The 23,189-nt window shown below is 55.7% G+C and carries 17 protein-coding genes and 2 pseudogenes; 8 read left to right on the top strand and 11 right to left on the bottom strand.

Annotation, left to right across the window (positions count from 1 at the left end; genetic code table 11):
* Positions 1 to 117: 117 nt before the first annotated feature.
* Positions 118 to 1,050 (bottom strand): AraC family transcriptional regulator N-terminal domain-containing protein, encoded by a 933-nt coding sequence (locus AB4Y89_RS21285; protein ID WP_442302952.1) that lies wholly within the window; start codon positions 1,048 to 1,050, stop codon positions 118 to 120.
* 183 nt (positions 1,051 to 1,233) lie between these two features.
* Here AB4Y89_RS21285 and AB4Y89_RS21280 point away from each other — a divergent pair, with 183 nt between their 5' ends.
* The 3 genes and pseudogenes from AB4Y89_RS21280 to AB4Y89_RS21270 all read left to right on the top strand — a co-directional run.
* Positions 1,234 to 1,611, top strand: a complete 378-nt coding sequence (locus AB4Y89_RS21280) for a tautomerase family protein (RefSeq protein ID WP_442302951.1) — start codon at positions 1,234 to 1,236, stop codon at positions 1,609 to 1,611.
* A gap of 332 nt (positions 1,612 to 1,943) precedes the next feature.
* Positions 1,944 to 2,864 (top strand): VOC family protein, encoded by a 921-nt coding sequence (locus tag AB4Y89_RS21275; RefSeq protein WP_442302950.1) that lies wholly within the window; start codon positions 1,944 to 1,946, stop codon positions 2,862 to 2,864.
* A gap of 150 nt (positions 2,865 to 3,014) precedes the next feature.
* Positions 3,015 to 3,083: pseudogene (locus tag AB4Y89_RS21270) on the top strand (winged helix-turn-helix transcriptional regulator); the annotation flags it as partial.
* Between the two features lie 210 nt (positions 3,084 to 3,293).
* Here the strand turns inward: AB4Y89_RS21270 and AB4Y89_RS21265 are convergent.
* On the bottom strand, positions 3,294 to 4,193 hold the full coding sequence (locus AB4Y89_RS21265; protein WP_442302949.1) for a hypothetical protein: 900 nt from the start codon (positions 4,191 to 4,193) through the stop codon (positions 3,294 to 3,296).
* A 297-nt stretch (positions 4,194 to 4,490) separates the two neighbouring features.
* Between AB4Y89_RS21265 and AB4Y89_RS21260 the strand changes: the two genes are divergently transcribed.
* Positions 4,491 to 5,360: a 5'-3' exonuclease gene (locus tag AB4Y89_RS21260; protein WP_442302948.1), complete on the top strand. Its 870-nt coding sequence runs from the start codon at positions 4,491 to 4,493 to the stop codon at positions 5,358 to 5,360.
* Between the two features lie 113 nt (positions 5,361 to 5,473).
* Here the strand turns inward: AB4Y89_RS21260 and AB4Y89_RS21255 are convergent, their stop codons facing one another.
* Complete coding sequence (locus AB4Y89_RS21255; RefSeq protein WP_442302947.1) at positions 5,474 to 6,838, bottom strand: amidohydrolase family protein; 1,365 nt, start codon at positions 6,836 to 6,838, stop codon at positions 5,474 to 5,476.
* A gap of 510 nt (positions 6,839 to 7,348) precedes the next feature.
* Here AB4Y89_RS21255 and AB4Y89_RS21250 point away from each other — a divergent pair.
* Entirely contained in the window at positions 7,349 to 7,819 is a 471-nt protein-coding gene (locus AB4Y89_RS21250; RefSeq protein WP_442302946.1) for a hypothetical protein, read from the top strand.
* Between the two features lie 260 nt (positions 7,820 to 8,079).
* Here the strand turns inward: AB4Y89_RS21250 and AB4Y89_RS21245 are convergent, their stop codons facing one another.
* The 7 genes and pseudogenes from AB4Y89_RS21245 to AB4Y89_RS21215 form a co-directional block, all read right to left on the bottom strand.
* On the bottom strand, positions 8,080 to 8,394 hold the full coding sequence (locus AB4Y89_RS21245; protein ID WP_442302945.1) for a Rid family hydrolase: 315 nt from the start codon (positions 8,392 to 8,394) through the stop codon (positions 8,080 to 8,082).
* A 244-nt stretch (positions 8,395 to 8,638) separates the two neighbouring features.
* On the bottom strand, positions 8,639 to 8,845 hold the full coding sequence (locus AB4Y89_RS21240) for a hypothetical protein (RefSeq protein ID WP_442302944.1): 207 nt from the start codon (positions 8,843 to 8,845) through the stop codon (positions 8,639 to 8,641).
* Positions 8,846 to 8,986: 141 nt separating this feature from the next.
* Positions 8,987 to 10,027 carry a hypothetical protein gene (locus AB4Y89_RS21235; protein WP_442302943.1) on the bottom strand — a complete coding sequence of 347 codons (1,041 nt, stop codon included), beginning with the start codon at positions 10,025 to 10,027 and terminating at the stop codon, positions 8,987 to 8,989.
* A pseudogene (locus tag AB4Y89_RS21230) lies at positions 10,012 to 10,647 on the bottom strand (ABC transporter ATP-binding protein); the annotation flags it as partial. The gene AB4Y89_RS21235 and the pseudogene AB4Y89_RS21230, both read right to left, overlap by 16 nt.
* A gap of 343 nt (positions 10,648 to 10,990) precedes the next feature.
* On the bottom strand, positions 10,991 to 16,150 hold the full coding sequence (locus AB4Y89_RS21225) for a DUF7948 domain-containing protein (RefSeq protein ID WP_442303005.1): 5,160 nt from the start codon (positions 16,148 to 16,150) through the stop codon (positions 10,991 to 10,993).
* Positions 16,151 to 16,501: 351 nt separating this feature from the next.
* A complete protein-coding gene (locus AB4Y89_RS21220; RefSeq protein ID WP_442302942.1) occupies positions 16,502 to 19,225 on the bottom strand; it encodes an ADOP family duplicated permease in 2,724 nt (907 codons plus the stop codon).
* Complete coding sequence (locus AB4Y89_RS21215) at positions 19,222 to 19,569, bottom strand: PadR family transcriptional regulator (RefSeq protein WP_442302941.1); 348 nt, start codon at positions 19,567 to 19,569, stop codon at positions 19,222 to 19,224. The genes AB4Y89_RS21220 and AB4Y89_RS21215 overlap by 4 nt, the downstream gene beginning before the upstream one ends.
* 956 nt (positions 19,570 to 20,525) lie before the next feature.
* Between AB4Y89_RS21215 and AB4Y89_RS21210 the strand changes: the two genes are divergently transcribed.
* Entirely contained in the window at positions 20,526 to 21,047 is a 522-nt protein-coding gene (locus tag AB4Y89_RS21210; protein WP_442302940.1) for a hypothetical protein, read from the top strand.
* Positions 21,048 to 21,056: 9 nt separating this feature from the next.
* Here AB4Y89_RS21210 and AB4Y89_RS21205 read toward each other — a convergent pair whose 3' ends face one another.
* The gene (locus AB4Y89_RS21205; RefSeq protein WP_442302939.1) at positions 21,057 to 21,569 is read right to left on the bottom strand and encodes a L,D-transpeptidase family protein; all 513 of its coding nucleotides are present in this window, start codon (positions 21,567 to 21,569) and stop codon (positions 21,057 to 21,059) included.
* Positions 21,570 to 21,598: 29 nt separating this feature from the next.
* On the opposite strand from AB4Y89_RS21205, the gene AB4Y89_RS21200 reads away from it, so the two are divergent.
* Complete coding sequence (locus AB4Y89_RS21200) at positions 21,599 to 22,534, top strand: tetratricopeptide repeat protein (protein WP_442302938.1); 936 nt, start codon at positions 21,599 to 21,601, stop codon at positions 22,532 to 22,534.
* 221 nt (positions 22,535 to 22,755) lie between these two features.
* Positions 22,756 to 23,187: a recombinase family protein gene (locus AB4Y89_RS21195; RefSeq protein WP_442302937.1), complete on the top strand. Its 432-nt coding sequence runs from the start codon at positions 22,756 to 22,758 to the stop codon at positions 23,185 to 23,187.
* Positions 23,188 to 23,189: the final 2 nt, after the last annotated feature.

The raw sequence follows: 23,189 nt of genomic DNA, 5'->3' as shown, positions 1-23,189 counted from the left end.
AAACGGCTTCAAGTCTGCGGTGCCCACTTCCGAGAACGGCGTTTTCGGTACTGATCGGTTTTGAACTTCGCTCTCAGTTGCTTCAGGCAGAGCACCTTCATATGTGACCAGTGAACTTCACTGTATTGGTCGAGAACGTCTCCAAATAGAGACATCACGGCGCGGGGAGGTTCCGAACACGCGCGTGTACTCACGGCTGAACTGGGAGACGCTCACGTAACCCACGTCATGCGCAGCAGACTCTACCGTGGCATTACGGAAGATCATCAAACGACGGGCTTCATGGAGTCGGAGCTGCTTTTGATACTGAATGGGTGTCATCCCCGTCACCGATTTGAATTGACGATGAAATGTCGCCTGACTCATATTCGCGGCAACGGCGAGATTTGCCACATGGATTGTCTCACTCAGCTTGTTTCGAAGAGTGTGAATGACCTGAATGATCCTTCGGTCCTGTCCGTTTGCCATGATCATGATTTGGCTGACCTGATGACCTTCGGGACCCGTCAAAAGCCAGTAGCAAATCTCACGCATGATTCCTGGATAGAGCCTCGGGATCGCCTCTGGAGTCCCGATAAGATGAATCGCGCGCTGGGCACAATCCACTAGTTGGCGATTTAGCTCGAGAACGAATGCGCCACGGGCTTTTGGCTTGCTGGCTGCGGTCAGAGTGATCCCGGTCTCTTCCGCCATCTCCTGCATGATGAAAAAATCCAGCTCGATTTGGAGTCCGAGATAAGGTGTCTTTGAACTTGCGACAACGACCGTACCGCGCGAAGGTATATCGACAGCCACCATAAGTGACTGTCCCGCCCCAAACTTGTAGCGCTTGTCCCCAAAGGTCGCCCATTTGGCTCCCTGAAGGGTCATGTAGAGAGCGGGTTTGAACAAGCAGCTAGCTGGCCGATTTGCCTGATCGGAGCGAAGAATCGACAGTCCCTGGATGGCAGTCGGAAATGTATCGCTTCCATCGATACCATCTGTGTACTGCCGTAGGCTTTGTGCCAGCTCTTGTAGGTTTCTCGATGCGCGTTGTTCGAGAAGGCTCATAGAGCACCAGTGTACGTGACAGGATTAGGCATGTATTTGAAAGCCTTGAGCATTCACAGAAAGCAACACAGCGATCTATGCTGGAGTTGAGCTACCAGCGGGGATGGAGATCACGATTCGTCGCCGACTTTGATGAGAAATCCAAACGATTTGCAACCAACTCAGAACCCGGAGGAGACAGCCATGCCGTTTGCACGTATCGACTTGCTTAAAGGGAAAACGTCCGAGTATCGCGCCACTTTGGCCGACGTCGTCTACCAGGGGATTGTCGATGTCCTGAAGGCTCCGGATGGGGATCGCTTTGTAGTCGTCGGGGAGCATTCACCCGATAATCTAATCTACGACCCGCACTTTCTCGGTTGGGAGCGATCCCCTGACTTCATCTTGATCCAAGTGACCAGCACTGTCGGAAACAATAAAGAGTCGAAGCTTGCCTTCTACCGATATATAGCCGACGAACTGAAGAGCAAGCTATCTGTTCGCCCCGATGACGTCATGATCAACATGGTCTTTGTCGACCGTTCGGATTGGTCATTCGGGAATGGCGAACCGTGGAACTAGCCGTTCATAGTCAACGCGATTCGACGGTAAGTCGTCGTTGCAGCCTTACATCGGCGGATTACTCCTGAAAATGTATGGTCCGCCGCGCGACTGCAAGGTTGAGTTTGGTCGAGAGACAAGTCTGCGGCAATGTATTCGGCCTTTGATGGAGCCGCGTGCTCCCTAGAGCTGCGAGGTAGACCTGGGCGGCTGATTTTTCGACGTCGGTAATGAAACGGTGGGCGTCGGGACTATGATGGCTTTGCATTCACAGGCCAAAGCACAGGCGACCGCTGAGGACGGCGGACAGAAGCTTCGGGATGGGGGAACGGCGGATGAGGATTTATGTGGGAATGGCCGGCTGTCTGCTTTCGCTGGCACAAAGCCTATCGGGCATGGCACAAGCAAAACCTTCTCGGCCGGCTATCACTGGAATCTCACACGTCTGCATCTACACAACCAACGCCGCGAAGTCCGACGCCTTTTACCAACACGATTTGGGAGCGTCCAAAAGGCCTGATCCTGAGAATGCTCTGGGTGTGCGGTATTACTTCAGCCCAATACAGTTCGTGGAGGTGTTGCCGCTGCCTTCGACGGAGACCTCCATCAATAGGCTCGACCATGTAGCGTTCAATACCGCCGATGCGGCAGGTCTAAGGCTCTATATGAAGGAGCACGGCATCGCTGTCCCGGAAAAAATAGAGAACGCAAGCGATGGAAGCCGCTGGTTTGAGGTACGCGATCCTGAGGGCAACCGGGTGCAGTTCGTACAACCTCCTGCGAAACCGGCAGACATACCGTTGGACGAATTCAGCAGCCACATCATTCATCTCGGATACATGGTGCGCGATGACAAAGCTGAGAATGAGTTCTATCGATCTCTGCTTGGATTCCGGCCATATTGGTTCGGCGGCAGGGCTGAGACTCCGACGGACTGGATCTCACAACAAGTGCCCGATGGGACGGACTGGATCGAGTACATGATGGTAAGGGATCCTGAGAGAGTCCGCATTCCTGCCAGTGTAACCAAGACCTCGCTGGGATCGATGGACCATATTGCACTCGGAGTACCGAGTATGAAGGCTGCCTACGAGACCCTCTACACCGGAGACAGGCTCAACAACCGGAACGCTGGAGGCATAAAGATCGCCCGCGACGGCAAATGGCAGTTCAATATGTATGACCCAGACGATACGAGGGTTGAGCTTATGGAGTTTAAGCCAACGGTAAAACCCTGCTGCTCCCCTTTCACGGCCAGCCATCCAACCCGATAAAGCATTTCTCCTGTAGGTGTAGAGCAGGGTTGTGCATCTTTGGGCGTTTTTCTCAATGAAAACGCCGCTGCACGATCCTCACGGGATACCCAGTAACAGGAGAAATGCTCTAGTACGTGGTGCGCTTGGCCTGGGAACTCCAACCGGTCGCGGCAACTGGAGAGCAGCGGCTTGGTAACGCGAGTCGTATATCCCAAAGTCCCTCCCCGAGTCGAATAAGAAAACCCCTGGGCGAGACCGCGGGTTGCCCGGTAAGGGCTCTATGAACGCAGATCACCACTACCAATAAACGGATCAGTTATTCAGAGTGGAGCGTCGTGATCGCAGAGCGGCGCTGGCGAGTCGCCGCTCTGCGATCAACTTACGTCAGATTGGTCTGAGTGTGAGCCTAGCGAACACTGGCGCGTGCAGGCTGACAGCACTGGGGACTTAGGGCTGGTGCGTATCCCAATATGGAGACGAGTCATCGTTGGGAACTAGACCAGCACCACCGAAGCCGGAACTACCCACTGCGAGATTGTAACTCATATTGATGAGGGCATTGCCCATGCGTGAGATATCGACGTCGGCGTTTCTCCACGTCCAATTTTGTTTCGAATCATAAGAACCGTCCTCTACTATGAGGACAATTCCATCTGTCGATAGAAATTGTTGATATTTTCTATTGAATATCTTGAAGCATGTATAGCCCATGGCTGCGGTTCCATCTGGATTTGAGCAGTCCCATCCGGTATAGGGATCGACAAGAGCCCATTGCTGCTCCGGGTCTTGAACCTGTTCCTTTGTTCCGAACATCACCGTGAGAGAACCCGGGTCTCCTTCCACCCTCAGGTTGATGTACTCTGGTGCGCTGAAAATGTTGTACCAGAAACATTCATAAGGGAACTCATACAAAGTCACGTTAATTGTTGATTCATCTCCGCTCCCTCCGGTGTAGCTGATAAAGTATTTATCCGGAGGGGTGCAGGTAACTGTGTACTCGTTCTCCTGGCTCTCTGAATTGTTCCAGGATATATACACGGACTCCTCTTGACCATCATCGGCGCCGAATCCGTATGTCACGCTTGCAATACAATTATTGAGTAAGTCTCTTTTCTCATCCCACTGGACGTTCTGTGAAGGATTTATGGTCGTCGGTGGAAAGACATTATACAAACCTCCTTCGATCTCCCAGGTCCCACCGCCCGTCATAGTAAGTGTCTTTGACGTACGATTGCTGAATTTGACCGTAACGCATCTGTACGCACTTTTCTGTTCTATGTCGACCGTCCCAGCTTGCGCTGGTGTCGACGCCTTGGCTGCTTTAGTCTGCTCGAGATTCGAACTCATGAATGGATCTCCTTGGATTTTTTGAGCCGACGAGGGAAAGAAGGGTCGTGCGGATATCCGGGTGGAGAGTCCCGGAATTGTGTGTGGCCAGCATCCCAGCTTCTCGTTCCAGAGTCAACTGCAGCTGGATAGTTTCTGATAACAAACATCACACCAAGAAAGCCAGACCTTTGAGTGGACTTTATTTGTCCCACTTAAGGGCGTACCAGTTTGCAGTGAACGCGCATGCGATGAGTTCAGTATGGATCGTGCTGCTCGTTGCTGCCACGTTTGGCATCAACTGATAAGGTTGATGCCATGGAAGTGCACCTGATCGATGGGACCTATGAGCTCTTTAGGCATTTCTATGCTCTCCCCTCGGCCAAAGACAGCGAAGGTCGCGAGGTTGCCGCGGTGCGCGGTGTTCTTGGTTCACTTCTGGGCATGATGCGCGCAGGTACGACGTACATCGGTGTGGCTACCGACCATGTGATTGAGTCCTTCCGGAATCAAATGTGGCCTGAATATAAGACCGGAGTGGGTGTGGACCCGCAGTTACTATCGCAGTTTCCGTTGTTGGAGGAGGCGCTCCGTGCGCTCGGAGTCGTAGTGTGGGCGATGGAGGAATACGAGGCAGACGATGCGCTGGCATCGGCGGCTTTTCTCGCACAGGACGACCTTCGGGTTGAGCGCGTAATCATCAGCACCCCGGACAAGGATCTTGCTCAGTGCGTTGTCGGCACACGCGTTGTGCAACTCGACCGACGCAGGCGCCTCGAACGCGATGAACAGGGAGTTATCCAGAAGTTCGGAGTCAAACCAGGCTCCATTCCGGATTATCTCGCCTTGGTCGGTGACGCATCCGATGGCTATCCGGGACTGCCAGGGTGGGGCGCCAAGTCTGCTTCCGCCGTTCTCTCTCGCTTCGGCAAACTGGAAGCGATCCCGTCCGACCCACGGGATTGGCAGGTGAACGTTTCCAATCCGAAAGGCCTTTCCGAGGTTCTCAATAGTAAACGGGATCTGGTATTGCTATTCCGGGACCTTGCTACCCTTCGAACGGATCTTCCGCTCTTCGCAACCGTTGACGATCTGCTTTGGAAGGGTCCTACGACCACCTTTCCTCCCATAGCAGATCGCTTGGACAAGGCAAGCTTTTCGAAAGAGCGCGTTCCACGTTCCTCTTAAGACGGGAAGACCATTCGAATCATTGAAGCGCAGATCTATCGAATTTGAAATGGGAACGTCCCGTCTGTGCCCAGGTTTCTTATTGGGGTTGCAACCGACGCAAACGACAATACTCAAAACGCCGGGACACTCGCTGCAGCTGCAGTGGGTGCAGCGGCTACGTCGCTGAGTTTGTCGAGACTCTGGGGATGAGCGTCGTCTTTATAGATGACACCGGACTTCATCACGAAGTGAACTTCCTCGCAGGTGCGAATGTCCTTGAGAGGGTCGCCACTGACGGCGATAACGTCTGCCCACTTCCCAGGCTCGAGCGTGCCGGTTTTGGCGGTCCATCCCATCAGGTCAGCAGCGTTGACCGTGGCGCTCTGAAGCGCCGCGAGGGGTGACATTCCGTAGTCACGCACGTAGACGTTCAGCTCACGCGCGTTCAGGCCGTGGGGATACACGGCGGCATCAGTGCCCAGGGCAACCTTCACACCGGCATCGATAGCGCGTTTATGATTGGCGCGGGCTACGGAGGTCACGTTCCGCATCTTCTCCGCGTAGATTGCAGGCAGCTTCCCAAACTCGCGATTCCAATCGTAAAGATAGCTGGTGGGGACCAGGTAGGTGCCGTGTTTCTTCATTTCAGCGATGGAGGCGTCATCGATGTAGCTGCCGTGCTCGATCGAGTCGACGCCTGCCTCCGCAGCCCACAGGATGGCCTGCGCTCCGTGTGCGTGCGCAGCGACTTTGCGGCCAAGACGGTGAGCGTCGGTGACGATGGCCTGCATCTCTTCGAGCGTGTACTGCGACGCCTGCGGGTCATCCCCTTTGGAAAGCACTCCGCCTGAGGCGCCGATCTTGATCAGGTCGGCACCGTACTTGATGTTGGTGCGCACCATGTGCTGCACTCCGCCGATACCATCCGCTACGCCTTCGGCCTGCCAGCGATACTGCGCAGGCAGCAGGTTCTCATCCATGTGGCCGCCGGTAATGCCGAGCGCCGGACCGGAAACCTGCATGTGCGGTCCCGGGATATGGCCTTCGTTGATCTCATCTCGTAACGCGACGTCGGTCCAGCCATTTGCGCCGACATTCCGAACGGTTGTGAAACCTGCTTCGAGCGTGGTCTTTGCATTCTCCACGCCGAGGATGGCTTCCTTGCCGGGTGTCATGGAGAGTTCGAAATAAGGATCAAAGTTGTTGGCCCCGGTCAGGTGCGTATGTACGTCGATCAGGCCCGGCAGCAGGGTGTAGGCGCGCAGGTCAATTTCACGGTCACCAGCTTTTGCGGGAGTGCTGGAGGTGGCGGCGAGAGCGACGATGGTCTCTCCCTGCACGATGACCGTCTCGTCGGCCATCTCTCTGCCGGTGCGTACATCCACCACATGACCGGCACGTAACAGGGTACGGCCGGAGAAAGGCTTGTACGCTGGCTGAGCCAGGGCGGAAAGCGCGCCCAAAACGCAGCACACGACAGGCAGAGAACGAAGCATGACGGAGCACCTCACAGAAACGATGCAACCATCCTAACCGCTCTCTGGTCTGAGGACGTATCTCAATCGAAGGTCAGCGTTTGAGTCTCTTTGCAGAGAAAGCCGATCGCAAGAAAAGATGTATAGAACGCCCTTTCCACCCAAATGAACCTCCACCCGTGGCGAAAGAACGGTTCTCGCTTGATGACTTCAGGGCAACACACTCATCTACATTCGCTCGATCCGCACGAGCGTTCATCAGCGCATGCGGCTCTTATCTCGGATGAGTGGCGGCGAAGCGGTCAACGGGCCAGGGGGAGCACACGAGGTTGAGGAAGCCATTGCGCGGCCAGCTTGATCTACCACCTTCGGAATGGGAACGTCCCGTCTGTCCTCAGGTTTCCGTCCCCAGGTTTCCCGAGACTTCAAACCTAAGCTTCACCATTTGAAGTGCCAGTCCTGACATTTAATACTTCAGATCGATAGATTTGACGGTATTATGCCGCAATGCCGGTGAGGAAGAGTGACACGATGATGGCGCGGGTGAATCGGATCTTCCAGTTTGTGGGGTCCTGCCTGTTCTTAGTCTCGATGCTGTTGCCGGGGGCAAATTCGGCGCCCTTTACTGGGCCAGGTTGGCCTGGCTATTTCTGCGCAGGGGTATCACTTTCCACGATGTTGTCCCCAACGGCATATCTTTCATGGGCTATAGGGTTGCCGCTGGGTGGGTGGGCGAATGTGCTGGTTGTGGAAAGTTGGTTTAGTGCGTCATTTAAGGCTCTGAGGCGGGCGCGGCCGTTTGTTGCCGTAGCGATGGCTTTTTGCTTGTTTGCGACGCGGAGCTTTTTGAGGGCAAGCCTGTCGAAGGAAGAAAAAGATAAGTTGATTCCGATGGTAGGTTTTTATGTGTGGGGTACAGGGATACTAGTGATTGCGGCGACGGAGTTCGGATGGTGGTGGCTGGAGCGTAGAAGAGACTTCGAACTGTCGGCCGAAGCATAAGGCGGCGCAATCGTGAAATGGCACCAAATCGCCAATGCGCCCATTGACGGTTAGTACCCACAAGTCAGCTTATGTTGACTGATCACAACATCAACTGGCGATAACAGGACTTACCACTCATCGAATCGGAGCTTCTGGCAACAAGAACCGCTGCCGCCGTTGCGATTGCAACACCAGCTCCGTTATGCTGCCAGCCTATTAGCAGCCGACTCCGGCCCCCGGCAAGATCCCGTTGTTGTTGCTACTACGCGATGTGGCTGCTACTTCGACCGCACAGCGACCATGTCGATCTCTACCAAACCGCCTCGAGCGCCGGCGGGCAGAACCACCTGCACCGTGGTGCGTGCGGGCTTGTTCGGTTGATCTTTGGTGCCGAAGAACTGGGTGTATCCGGCCATCATTCCAGCGACGTCCATCTTGCCGTCTTTCTCAGGATCGCCTCCGAGATACACATGCATCATCACCACATCGCCCAGCGTTAGCTTCTGCGATTCGAGAAATTTTTGCAGGTCCTTGAGGATGCCCTCGGTCTGTGACTTGGATCCGGATGAGTCTTGATCTCCGGGTCGAGCCATCCACTCACATACAGCGTATCTCCGGCCCATACGGCCGCCGAGATTGGAAGATCAGCATTCGAGGGATTCTGACTAGGCGGCAACGGAATTCTTTTGATTTTTTGCGCTGAAGTTTCCATGGTGCGCGGAAGCGCGATTGCGCCACTGACGATGAAGGCTAGAGAGAGACCCATTACAAAGACGAGAGTACGAAGACGACGGTTCATGAAAGCTCCTTGCCGTAGAAGTGAGAGGATGCGCGCGATCATGCCACATCCTCCTTTTGAAACGCTCCCCATGGGCCGTCCATTATCAGGAGTGAATCGGAGTGGAGCGTCGTGATTGGATCGAAACGCATGGCGCGCAGTGCTGGAATATAGCTGGCTGCGAGTGCGACGGCGGTAAGCACAACGGTGAAGCCTCCTGCTCCCACAAGACCTCGAGTTTCAGCCAGAGACGAGTCCGACTGCATCCTCTCCGAAATGCCCCTGCACAGAATTTCGGCGCTGCAAAATGCCAAAGATCGGAGATTCGAATCATGAAGCCCAGATCTATCGAATTCGAAATGGGAGCGTCACGCCTGTCCACAGGTTTCCAGAGACGTGTTATTTGACTAAGCAGTCAGGGAGCATTTCCATAGCTGTTCACCCCAAAAGATGGAAACCACGTAGAGGGCGAAAGCAACGGCCCAGAGTCCCGTCCTTGCCGCTCCGATTCCAGCTAATCCGCCCAGGAGAACCTGTGCAACTCCGAAACGTGGATCTCCTCCGACGAAACGCCATCTACGTTGGTTCGCCCGCTGCCTCAGTGATGAGTACCGCCCGACTGCGATAGCGACCAAGCCAAATGCAATGCCTGTTCGTAGACTCAGGAGTGAAACCATGACGGCAAGCGGAATCAGGAAAGTCATGTCCTGCGTGACGAGCACTTTCCACCCTGCTATCGGTAGGAGACGATAGCGCAGCAATGCTCGCCCCTCATCCAGACAGAGCATGCGTTGCCCAATCGTGCTCATTGCGATACCCACGAATAACGCCAGCATCGGAAATGCTTCGGGCGCTGGTGCCCGCCCGAACAGTCGATACAAGGTTCCACTAACCGCTATAAGCAGCGCGGTCCAAAAGTCGAGCGTTCCCAGCAGCTCCCGCCATGTCTCTTGCGCGATCCCGCTGACGTCCAAGGGCGTCCTTGAAATGCTGAGGCCTGCAGGCGTCCTTATTTTGAATGGGAGACGGCAAACGGCGTATACGGCCCCATGCACGATGAGTGCCATTAGAAGAAAAAAGAGACCCGCGGCTAAGCCCATCCAGAACAGGTAGCCAAGAAACAGCACGATAAATAATGGATTCAACGCAAAACTTACGGAACTGAGCAAGAGTCTTTGTCTACGTGTCAGCGGCCACGTAGCGACTCGTTCCGGGGGCAACCTATGCTGTGTATCTACGGAAAAGGTAACAAGCAAAGGCGCAAGGAGGACAATTTGAAAGAGAAGCGTGCTCCAGAATGCTGCTTCCGGTGCCCTGCTTGTTAAACCCGCGACCATAATGAAAAGGATGCAGAACAGAAAGTTGTTGAAACGTACCGAGGAAAAGCTGCTCAGTTCTTTCAACATCAGTTTCTTCAGCAGGAACAGAAGGGCTAGGATCTGAGACAATCCAGCACCTCCGGCTGTGGTTCGCCGACGATGCTGAAATATACGTCCTCAACTCCTTCGTCTGCCGTGGATGGGTTGAAATCTGATTCAATGCGACCTTGGTTAAGAATGACTACGCGAGTAGCTATTTTCTGCACGATCGACAGAATGTGAGAGGTGAGCAAGATCGTAGCGCCATCGCTGGAGAGTTGGCCAAGCAGCATCTCAATGACCGCGGACGATGCGGGATCAATACCTTCAAACGGCTCATCCAGCAGCAGAACCCTCGGCTTGTGCAGCAGGGCCATAGCCAGGGCGGTCTTCTTCCGCATGCCGAACGAACAATTGCGTGCAACGGTGTGGCGTCCTTGTGTTAGATCGAGTAGTCCTAGCAGGTTCGTTGTTCGTGCTGCTGTTTCGCTTTTCGTGAGTCCATAAATAGGTCCAATTGCCATCAGGTTTTCGATGATGGTCAAAGACTCGAACAACCCGAGCCCCTCGGGGAGTACACCCAGATTTCGTCGGATTTCAACTCCATGATCTCGGAAACCCAGTCCACCGATGGACACGGAACCACTGTCTGGCTCTTCCAGCCCGGAGAGCAGGCGCAGCAGTGTGGACTTGCCAGCACCGTTAGCCCCTAGTAAGGCACAAATGCCAGGTTCTACGGCTAGGTCTATGCCTCGGAGAACAGGTCGAGAGGCATAACTCTTCGTCGCGGCTCTGCAGTCGATCACTCTGTTGGTCCCCCAAATCAGTTAACCATACGAAATATTCCGCGTCCGTTTACCAACCCGGCGCTCATTCCGCGACAACAGGGCAATGCGCTCATCCTCATTCGCTCGATAAGTGATTCGGCGATTTATCACTAATCCTGACGGGTGGCGTGTTTCTGGAGGCAACTCAGAAGTATAGATCCTCAGCAGGCCCCGCGCTGGTCGTAGAACATGACAAGCATGTCAATCTCGCTTCAGATATGTACGATCAATTGACGATCAACACGAGACCCTGAGTTATGACTGTTGAGCCCACGGATGCACTGATTGTGAGATTGTAGGTGCCGGCGGGCGTGCGGTGGATCTGTGTGGATCCGTTGCTGCCGGCGCTTCCAGAAGAGCAGCCGGAAAGAGCAAAAGGAGACAAGCATGCGAGCACGCTAAGGCCAAGGATCGCAAAGCGCCTTTTCCTGCGCGTGAGTATTCCAAGAGCGAAAAGCGGAGTGAAGCATAATCCGGCAAAGGTTACGTCTGGAATAGAATGCCTCGCAGCCATAGTCTGCCCGGTGGAGACGGTCACGGTGTAGTTTGCGACGCTTCCTGACGTGATCGTCACCGTGGACGGAGCTATGTCGCAGGTCGCATACTGCGGAGCTCCTGTGCAGGTAAGTTTGACCGTACCCGAGAAACCGGTGCCGCCGGCGATAGCGAGGGCGTATGTGGCTGTGTTTTCACCGCTCACGCTGCTCGTCGTTGATCCACCTGGCGAGGTGCCCATAGTCAGAGTAGGCACGCCAGTTCCTGCCAGTGTCACTGTCTGTGGAGTAGTGGGAGCGTTGTCTGTAACGGTAAGCGTGCCCGTCCGAGAACCTGTGGCAGAGGGAGTGAAGAGGACCGTAATCGTGCACGAAGTTCCGGCCGCAAGACTTGCTCCGCAGGTATTTGTTTCCGAGAAGTCACCAGTGGCCGCGACCCCGCTGATGGCAAGCGGCGCGTTTCCTGTATTTGTAAGTTGAATTGGTTGTGCACTGCTTGAGAGCGTCAGGGTTACGTTGGCGAAATCCAAAGAGGATGGAGATAAGGATGCACCCGGCAACGCGCCATTGATCGTAAATGCCGCGGAAACAGAGCTCCCCCCGCCTGGTCCAGGCGTATAGACAGCGACCTGCGCAGTACCCGCCTGAGAAAGGTTTGAGGCAGGAACCGTGGCTGTGAGCTGCTGGCCGCTGACGAAAGTTGTCGGAAGAGGCGTTCCATTCCAATCGATGACAGAATTCGAAAGGAAACTGCTGCCGCTCACCGTGATGATAAAGCTTGATCCACCGGCGATCACAGAAGCCGGTGAGATCGCATTGAGCACCGGACTTGGTTTTTGCGTGGATGCGGAGACGGCACTCGTTTTTACCAGGTAGACACCCGCATCGGAGAGAAAGGCGAACCCATTCGTTCCCCAACGGACAAGGTTGGACTGGATTGCGGAAGTGATCTGAGGGAAGAGAAGCGTCGCATCGATGGCATGGGACTTCAGGCCATACGCAGTGATGACAACGGCGCTGCTTGAGCCGACTGTCTGATCGCCGATGGTATAGAACTCGCCCAGTGATGAGTCGAGAGTGATGTTGTGCGTGTTGGGATAAGACGTTGCGTTATAAGTCGTTACCGGGAAGGTACCCACTTCGGTCCGGGTAGCCGGACTCCAGATTTGTCCTGCGCTCGTGTATAGCAACGTGCCATCGGAAATCACTTGGTTGCCTGTTGTGGTGTTGCCGCCGTGATTGGTCTCTGATAGGCGCGTGTAAGAAAGCCCGGCTGGCGTTAGGTTTGCTGTTTGGAAAAACTCTCCTGTGATCAGGAAAGGTAAGGCATATACGGTCAGGGGGCTTCCCGCCAGCGCGATGCTGCCGAAGTTAGGATCGGCCATGCAGCAGATTCCGTCGTTCGGTATATGATTCACGGCCCCGGAGTCGTTGTAGAGCGTAAGCCAGCTCCCTTGCGACATCAGCACCTGCTGCGGGTACCCGGGCACCGTTGCCAGGTCGGTCGCCGCTAAGTTCGTGCAGCTCGAACAGTAAAGATTCGGCGTGTAGGGAAACGTGCGCTCTACGGCGTTCGTGCTCAGGTTGATGCGCTGAACGGTCAGGTCGGTCTGGTTCGCGACGTACAGGTACGATCCATCGCTCGTCGCGGCCAGGATGCCGGGCTTGTTCCCAACGGCGATCGGCGTCTTTGGGGTCCCCGTTGTCGGGTCAATCGGAATCACCGTATTGGGGTTGCTTGCTGCGGTCTGAGAGTTGGCGGCGTAGAGCAGCCCCGTGGATGGAACGGACACAAGGAACGTTGGGCTGATCCCAATCGTCTGGTAAGGAGTGACAATCAGGCCCGCGCTGATACCGCCCGCCGGTTGCGGGTTCACTACGGTAAGGATTTGTTCTCCGAGGGCAGTGATGGCCCCAGCGGGAATGGTGGCTTGCAAGGTCGTGTTGCTCACGAACTTCGTTGTCAAAGGGGTGCCGTTCAGCTGAGCAACGGATTGCGGATAAAAGTTCGAGCCCGTCAGCGTTTCTATGGTTGCGGTGTTCAGCGGTACCGTTGGTGTGGTGAGTGAGGACAACATTGGAACCGGGTAAATGGCATCTCCGGTGCCAGTGAGAGCGACCGTGAGCTGTGGCGTTTGCGGGTCATTGGAGACGACCGTTACGGTTCCGGTTAGTGGACCTGCGGAGATAGGCGTGAACGAGATTGTGGCGACGCAGAAGGAGTTCGCGGCGATGCTCCGCGTCGTACAAGTCTGGTTTACCAGCGCGAAACCGGATCCGGAAACGGTCACGCTACTGATCGTCAGCGCCACTTGTCCCCTGTTGTAGAGAGCGAGTGTGCCGTTTGGAGCAGCCGTGCCGACAAGATAGTGACCGAAAGGAACGGGATTGGCCCCTGCGGAGATACTCGGTGCAATCCCTTGTCCCCCAAAGGCAACGGTTTTGGGAAGAGTCGCGGCGTTGGTTGAAAACGTCAGGGAACCCGTCGTGCTGGCGCTGCTGACCGGAGTAAACGTGAGTTGAATTGGGCACGCGACTCCCGGAGCGATAGAGCCGCAGCTCTGGGTGGCCACCACGGTCGACGCAGACGAAGTGATCGCATCAATGCTTAGCGCTGCGTTTCCGCAGTTTGTCAGTTGAACGGTCTTGCTGCTGGAGGTGTTCGCATTCACCTTTCCGAATTGGACGTTCAGGCTGCTGAAGCAGAGTGCCGGCGCCGCCACAGACATATCGATCTTCGCCACGAAGCTGTGCAGATAAGAAGTGTAAGGACTGGCGGCCGGTGGAGGAGTCGGCTCAAAACTGCCCGCGGTCGTTGGAAAATCCGTGGCAAAGGTCGTTCCCGCGGCGATTAGATGATCTTGCGGATCCACCGTCATGCCGCCGAAATTTGAACCTTCGTAGCTGGCGTTCCCAACGGCGTTGAGGAACGATCCGAACTTGACAGTGCTCAGGTCAGGGCTCATCTCCGCCAGCATCATGCCCCAGATGGTGCCCGTGCTGTTTAGCACGGTCACAAACGGACTTTGCATCGGAAAGTCCGGAGAACTCGTGGTGCCACCCACAAATACATTCAGCTTGCTATCCAGGCCAATCGCGGAAAAGGAGCTGGACTCATAGTTCTGGCCTACGCCTGTTCCGTCCAGGTACGTCGCAGCGAGTACGCTGGTTGCTCCAGGGGCTAGTTCCATGATGTATCCGGAACCGGATGCCGTAGAAGAGATGCTGCCGGTACTGGGTGCCTTTTGATAGGCATTCGCGCTCACAGGAAGTGTTGTCTCGGCCGTCTCACCGGCGATCCATAAGTTGCCGCTGGGATCGATGGCCAGGCCACCAGCGTTGTCTGTGCCCGGAAGATAACTGGCGAAGTCGAGCGCAGTAGCCGTCGCGTTCAGGCGCAGCACGACGCCCGCGGAGGGATTCGCAACATTCACATAAGCATTTGGAAACTGTGGCGCAACCACACCAGGGGTGGTCGTCAGACCCAGACCTCCCCAGCCAAGAACGGTCGCGCTGCCACCGCTGTCCACGGCAATAGCGGTTGGAAGAAACGCGTTGGTGTAAGACTGGGTAGAAGAATTCGATGCGTTGCCCGGAACAATCGTGGAGTAAACCAAGCCGCCGGACGTATCAACCTTGAGCACGAACATCTGATTGTAGGGGTATCCGAGTGGGCTACCTCCCAGTGTCCCGGGCGTCACGTTGAAGTTGCGGTCATCCGTCACTCCTGCAAGATACGCATTGCCCGAAGCATCAACGGCCACGCGGCCGTTCACACCGTTGGTGTAGTTTCCTTGCTCGCCGCCAATTCTGCCCGCATAATTCAGACCCGAACCATCAGGCTTGATGGAGGCGATGAAGTAGCAGGAGCTGGTGTATTGGCAGCTCACCGTGGAAGGAACGGAACCCGCGTGGGGAAAGTTGCTGGAGGAGGCGATGCCGCCGACAATTGCGTTCCCGGCTGAATCCACGGTGATCGCTCCGCCGAAATCACCGAAGCTTGTAGAGGAACCACCAAGATAAGTCGAATAGATTAGTGTCTTTCCGGTCGGGTCTAGCTTGGTGATGAAGACGTTCGTAGCGCCAGAGCCACCAAGTCCTGATTGAATGGGATTCTTCGTCGGGAAGTCCGTTGAAGTGGTGTAGCCGGTGACGAAAACATTGCCGCTTCCGTCTGTGGCGACGCCCGTCACGTGGTCCGCGCCGGTCCCAGCCAGGTAGGTAGCAAAAGTGATGACGGGATCGATCACCAGCGCTTGAGAGTGGTCATACTCGCCTAGTTCGAACTGGATTTGGTTGTCGCGTGTGAGATGGAACTTTGCCGAAACATTCGTTTTGCCTCCAGCCGAGATCTGGTAAGCGACGGGTTTGTGAAACTCGATCGTGCCACTGGGAGATACCATGGCCAGGCTTCCATCGGGCCGCAGACGTACCGAAGAAGCGCCTCGAACGGACAGCCTGATTTGTGACGGATCTGCACCCGGAGATACTTGAAAATCGTGCTCAAGCTCGTGGTCATTCCCATAAAAGTAGAGAGAAATGCCTCGGTAAAGCTCTTTGTACTCAACTTCCGAGTAAAGGGAAACATTTCGGATCCATCGTGACTCATCTGTTCCTATGAAATAGTTGGTGTGCCCGGCCAGAGGCTGCATGCCTTTGGGAGTAGCGTTTCCCCCGCGAAAGTCTATATGCAGTGGCTGTGAGGCGTTTCCGCGCAATACGATGTCCAGACCGTTGCTCGCGAACAAGGCATCAGCTCCATCGCGACGAAACCTGTACGCGTAGGGCTCAACAATCTGGCCTCGATTAGCTTCGAAGGCTATTGGCAGGGTCTGAGGCGCCTTCCTCGCTGCTTGTGCTTGGCTCAAGAGAGCAGTGAGGAGGCACAGCATAGAGGCGAAGTAGCAACGGGCAGGAAAGCGGAACATGGAAACCCCGGTAGAACTCGATCTGTATATCGCAGTGCTCCTAATTGAGGAAATGTGCGCTGAAGGCAACATATTCTACAATTCGGTCGATCACGGTGAGAGTCTACAGAATTGTAATCGAGAGGCGGGACCTTCATCTGATGCGGATTCCCAAACTGGGCAGTCGTTTCTGTGCGCTTTTCAGAAATTATTGGGAGAACGATTGTCAGTATCGAGAAGTAAGTCTCACGGAAGCAATCCGCCCACGCGTTCTCCATTGGCGCTAACAGGGCTTACCACTTATCGAAACATGTGAACGCGCAGCAACAAAGAAACTCATTCAGAGTGGAGCGTTGTGATTGGATCGAAGCGCATGGCGCGTAGCGCCGGAATATAGCTGGCGGCGAGTGCGACAGCGGTCAGCACAACGGTGAAGCCTGCGAAGGTGGGTAGATCCGTAGGCGACACGCCGTAGAGCAGACCGGACATGAGGTGAGAGGCGATGAGCGCACCAGCTACACCCAGTCCGGTGCCGGCGGCAGCCAGACTAACTCCCCGGCGCAGGACCATCTTCAGGATGGTGCCTTTTTGCGCTCCCAGCGCGAGGCGAATGGCGATCTCACGTCTTTGTTCATTCACGACATACGAAATCGTTCCGTAGATGCCGAGCCCGGCGAGTAGTAATGCAGTGGCTGCAAAAAATCCCACCATCTCCATCGAGAATCGCCTGACGGAGAGCGACGCGGAGAGCACCTCATCCAGAGTCTCGCCATGGAAGACCGGGAGCTCCGGATCGATGGATTGGATCTGCGTGCGCATCTGCGAGGAGATCGCGCCGGGATCGAGCTGTCCGCGAAGAAAGATGGCCAGGTCTTTGGCGGGGCGCTGGTAGACGCTGCGGTAGATCTGCGGAACGGCTGCGTCGGCCAACGATTCCGTGCGTGCATCGGCAATGACGCCGATGATCGTTGTCCAGGGTGGCGTGGTCCCCGTCCGCCGGTCGCGGCTATCCAGGCGCAAGCGGACGCGTTTGCCCAGCGGGTCCTGATTTGCCCAATAGGTAAGAGCGGCAGCCTGATTGATGACAGCCACCTGCGGCGTGTCTTCAAGGTCCTGATCGTTGAAGAGGCGCCCGCGCAACAGCGACACGCTCAACAGGTGGAAGTATTCGGGCGAGACGATGGGGCTATTGATCACAGGCGCCTCATTGTCCTTCATCTCGATGCCTTCGCGGAGCAATGGCAGCCGGCCGGGCTGGCTGTGGCCCAGGGGAAGCGCGGCTTCGTCACCGATGGCCGCTTCTTCTACGCCCGGCAGGGTTCGGCTGCGGCGAAGAATCTCGCGTACCAGGACCGCTTCCTGCGTGGCTGATCGGTAGATATCAGCACTGGGATCGTTAGGCCCGGGCAGCCAGGTTTGAATGGCCATGACGCGGTTGGGATTGAAGCCGGGCTGCACCTTGAACAGATCCCAGAAGCTGCGCAACAGCAGCCCCGCGGCGATGAGGAGCACCAGCGAAAGCGCCAACTCACTGATGACCAGTATCTGGCGGGCACGCGCACGTTCCCGTGATCCGCTGGAGCCGCGTCCTTCCTGGCGAAGCGTTCCGATCAAGTCGAAGCGGCTCATCAACCACGCTGGAGCAAGGCCAAAGACGATGCCGGTTGCGACAGAGACAGCCACCGCAAACATCAGCACGCCCCAGTTGATCGCTATGTTGTTCAGATGCGGAAGGCTCTCCGGAATGAGCCTCAGCAGGAAATGCTGGGCACTGAAGAGAATGGCAACACCGGCGAGTCCGCCAAGCACGAAGAGCAGCAGACTCTCGGCGAGGAACTGGCGGATGAGCCGCGTTCTCTGCGCTCCCAAAGCCTGACGAACCGCGATCTCACGGCCTCGCCCACTCGCCCTGGCGAGCAGCAGATTGGCGACGTTGACGCAACTGATCAGCAGGACCAGGCCTACCGCGCCGAACAGCAGAATGAGAGAGGAACGAATGCTGCCGACCACGGTTTCGGTCAGTGGAATCAGACGCACGGTCCATTGGGTCTGTGCCGGATACTCCCCCGGATATTGCTTCTTCAGCGAGTCAACCAGCGCATCGAGATGCCCCTGCGCGGCCGCAATCGAGAGACCGGGCTTCAAGCGCGCGATGACAGCGCGACTCGCCAGACGCAGATCGCGCTGCGCAGGCCGAAACGGCAGACCGGTAAAGCCTGCGCCCAGCCACAGGTCTACATTCTGCTCGTCACTGGTTGAGCCCTGATCGCGAAAGCCGCGCGGCATCACGCCCACAACACGATAGGCGTCGTTGTCCAGGCGCAGCACCCTGCCAACAATCTGCGGGTCCGCTCCGAACTCTTTCCTCCAGAGCCCGTCGCTGATTACAACCTCCAGGTTGTAGCCGGGAGTGGGATCGTTCGGATCGAAGGTGCGGCCCAACTGCGCGTCCGCGCCGAGGACCATGAAGTAGTTCGGCGTAACCTGCTTGAAGCTGAGACGCAGGGGCTGCTCACTGCCCGTGAGGTTCACGTTTGCGCCGGTGCCGGTAAGCGCCACGGACTGGAAGATTCCGGAAGCCTGCAGGTCTCTCCACTCAGGGATGGAGATGCCGACGCCGTGCGCGCCTACACCGGGAAGGTCGTCCTGAACGCGCACCAACTCAGTGGGATTTGGATATGGCAACGGGTGCAGCAGCGTGGCATCGATCACGCTATAGATGGCAGCGGTGGCTCCGATGCCCAGCGCCATGGTGCCGATCGCAATGACAGCGAATCCAGGAGATCTCAAAACCATGCGGACCGCGTAGCGCAGGTCGAAGAGCAGATTCTCAAAGAAAGGAATGCTTTGCTCGGCATGGTGACGCTCGCGGATGGCTTCGACCGGTCCGAGCTTGAGCGCGGCCTGTCGCCGCGCCTCGACAGGCGGCATACCGGCGCGCATGTTCTCCTCTACCTCAAACGCAAAATGCCCGGCGAGCTCTTCCCGCAGACGTTCATCGGTGCTCCGCCGAGTTACAAGATTGAAAAGCCGAATTCTGAACCGTCGCAGGAATCTCACGGTAAGTCCTCCGCCTTGACTTTGAAAAAGCGCGCGATGATCGCCGCGGTTTGCTCCCACTCGCGGGTCTCTGCCTGAAGCTGCTTGCGGCCGGCCGCGGTAAGCCGATAGAAGCGCGCGCGGCGCTTGTTCTCCGATACACCCCACTCGGACGCAATCGAGCCTTCATGCTCCAGCCGAAGCAGAAGGGGATAAAGCGTGCCCTGGTTCACAGCCAGAAGATCGCCGCTGATCTGCTCGATACGACGGGCAAGCCCCCAGCCATGCTGCGGCCCAAGGACGTCGAGTGTCTTGAGGACCATCAGCGCGAGCGTACCTTGCAAAACGTCTGGCTTTTCCTTCACGGGGCTTTCCTTCATGGCATATGAACCTTTAGGTTTCCAATAGGAGAATAGTGACACGCTTCCTTTTGGAAAGCAACAGGGGATTTTAGGATCCATAAGAGTGAAATAGCACCAAGGATTCGGGACGGGAAATTGTGCTTGGGCTGAATTTGCCCTCAGCGGCTGAAGCCGCTCGCGTTTCATGTCCGACTGCGGCACGGCTGAAAGCCGTGCCCTTAAGCAAAACATTCGCGCGTTGCGCGAACGAGAGGCTCGATGGTTGTTGCGCTTGGCGCAACTATTTCGCACCGGAGGTGCGAATGCCTTGCTTAAGCGCACGGCTTTAGCCGTGCGATAACAAGCCACAAAATACGGTGGCTTTAGCCGCTGAGGGCAAATTCAGTTCCGCCCGAAATTTGTGGGATATAGTCCAATGCGCAGTCACCCATCCACGGGACCATGACATTCTTTTTTTGACATTCTTGAGACCATCGAGCCTCTCGTTCGCACACCGCGCGAATGTTTTGCTCTGGCGTCCCCGATCGGCTCCGCTGGATGGAGTCGCTTGGTTACTGATAAGCGAGGAGAACCGTCCACTACTTGAATTTTTCTTTACAAGGTTTCTAATTGAATTGAGTTATGCAGCCGAAGAAGGCACTATAACGTTGCAGCACAGATTCTTTCGGAAGAGAAACGATGACAGATTTGCTTTACGTCAAGCGCCGTGATGATGACTCCGATGGCGGTGAGCCGCCAACCAAGCCTGGAACCCCAGTTCCACCAAACCCGGGAATCAAATAAGAAGAACACCCTCCTCCCGGAGGGTGTTCTTGTATTACAGAAGATTCTGCGCAGAAGAGACACGGTTCTTTTGGAAAAACAACAGGAGATTTAAAACTCCGAACGGGGCATCTTGAAGCGAGCTATGATGGGCCTATCCATGCTGTAGACTTCAACCGGACCCTAAAAAATCAACTATGCGATTCTCTGGCAAGCTTTTCGCAGTAGTCCTTTTCGCCTCCATTTCTGTCCTGGCTGAAAGCAAGAACCCGGCAGACTATCCGCTCCGTGTCCATGTCTATCCCCATCAGAAGGTTCATTTCTACAACGGCACCACCGAGGAAGAATCCAAGGGCGAGGGTATCGCTAACCTTTATGAAAACGGCATGCCGCACGGCGTCGAATTCACCTTTGACTGTTCGCAGAATGTTAAAGGAAACTCTGGATTTGAAACTTACCCCGCGAAGTGGAAGAAGCCCAATCAGGAACTGGTCGTACTCGTACCCGTGTTCGCTAAGACGAACGCCTACTTCACCTGCAACTTCAAAACCAGTGTCAAGGACGAGGTCTACGCGTTGAATAAGGGCAAGCTCATCAAGGTGCCGGGCGTTCAATACAAAGACTGGATGACGAAACACAACTACGATCCTGAACATGGCCTGAACACCCCTACCAATATCCAGCAAGGGAAGGAAGACAGCGGCGCACCGGCGAACTAAAACCTGCGTTTAATGCCTGATTTCAATAGGCGTACCGATGGGCACGAGTTTCCAGACTTCGTCCATTTCAATATTCGTCAGAGCGATGCAGCCGAAGGTCCAGTCGGGGAGCTGCTGCCCGGGTTTGACCCAGTCGTTTCCGGGCGGCAGCCCATGGATCATGATGTCTCCGCCGGGACCTACGTGAAGCTTGCGAGCGCGTTCGAGATCTACCGCGTTCGGATACGAAATGCGCAGGGACAGGTAGGCAGAGCTGTGCGCATTCCTGCCGGTGATGGTGTAGCTGCCTTCGGGGGTTTCGTTATCGCCTTGTCGCTGCTTTGCTTTGCCTGTGCCACGGCCAAGCCATACGTGGTAAACCTTTAGTTCCCTGCCTTGCGCATACAGTGTCATGGTGTGCGCGGATTTGACCACAACAATGCGATCGGCGCGGGTCGAATGGTTGACTGAAGTTTCCGCTTTGATCTCAAACGCAATAGAAGCGGTGATGAAGAAGACTGGACGCAGCACGTTCCTGAGCATGGGACAGACCCTGACAGTGGAATGGAACGATGCGAGCGTTCGGTGGTTCGACGAGAGCATACTACGGACAGAACGGTTTCGCCACCGCAGTCTATGGTGGCGAAACCATAGTGACATCGATGCCACAAGACCCTAATTCACTTACCAGCGAACAGATTGATGCCCTCTGGAGCATCAATGATCCAGTGAATGGCGAGACCAAACTGAAGAAGGCCTTGACCGAGTACCCCGCATCAGCCGATGAACTGCACACCCAGATTGCAAGATCCCAGGGGCTTCAGGGAAGATTCCACGAAGCATGGGAAGAGATCGCGAAGGTGTCAAAGGCGTCCTCGGGAGTTGTCCCGGTCAGGGTTCAGTTAGAGTCCGGACGACTGAAAAACACCTCGGGCGACAGAAAAGAGTCGCAAGCCTATTTTCTGAACGCCTTTGCCTTGGCCGAACAGGGGCATTTCGACTTCTATGCGGTCGATGCCGGCCACATGCTCGGCATCGTCTCAGAAGGACAGGAATCGGTCCAATGGAATGAGAAGGCGTTCAAACTTGCGACAAACTCGAAGGAGGAAAGAGCACAGAAATGGAGGGGCAGCCTACTCAACAACCTGGGATGGTCGTATTTCAGCGTGGGCGACTTCAATACGGCACTGATCACGTTTGAGTCCGCTCTGGACTTTCAGCAAACGACTGGCAATCCGGTGCGTATTCGTATCGCAAGGTGGGCTGTGGGCCGGTGCCTCCGCGCTTTGAAGAGATACGATGAGGCGTTTGCCATCCAAAATGACTTGATCCAATACCCTGAGCAGGGTTATGTCTCAGAAGAACTCGGAGAACTTCTGCTTGTTATGGGGCGCCCCGACGAGGCCAAGCCTCGCTTCAGAAGGGCATACGAGCTTTTGAGCCCGAGTTTGAGTTCCGACCCGAATGAAAAAACACGTCTTGCTCGGCTCAAGGAACTGAGCCAATAGAAGGCAGGCAGCCAACGGCGGATTCGCTCATCGAATCCCGCCCGTTCCTCGTGTACGTCCCGTCTCGATCTTGAGTTAGCCGAATTTCGGAAAATTGTCCGAATGCGGACAGCTCTGTCCGAAGATGTACAGCTTGCGAAAGCCGTCGCGCATCAGCCGCTTGATTTTGAAGCAAAATTCTTTGGCGTGGCGAGTGCAAGTCCATAGGCAGGAGGGAACACATGCCTTACTTTGAACGAATCAAGGACAGGATCTCCGGCCCCTTCAGCCCGACTCTAATCACCGAACGCCAGAAGGCCGGATGGCAATTGGTTTCGATCGAGTGGCGTCGAGAACTTCCGGCGTCGGAAGCACCTCATGAAGCAGAACACGCCGAAGAGATTCCGTACGGTCTTCGGCTATCCGACGATGGCCTGCGTTTGGAGATCGACCCCTACGAGAACTCGGTCTTGACGCAGATGATGGAGCTGCTGAGCCAGGATTTTTCCTATTCCCAGATCGTCAGTGACCTCAACGAGAAAGGACTGCGAACCCGGACCAATTCTCCGTGGGATCGTGTGAGCTTACATAAAATGATGCCAAGACTGATAGAGGTCGGACCCAGGCTCTTCGCGGGGGACAAGTGGAAGAGTTTGCAAACACGACACAAGTAGCC

It is taken from the genome of Terriglobus sp. 2YAB30_2 (genome assembly GCF_052114765.1).
Taxonomy (GTDB): domain Bacteria; phylum Acidobacteriota; class Terriglobia; order Terriglobales; family Acidobacteriaceae; genus Terriglobus.
The sequence above is the reverse complement of the archived record's forward strand: the minus strand, read 5'-3'. Positions and strand labels throughout refer to the sequence as shown.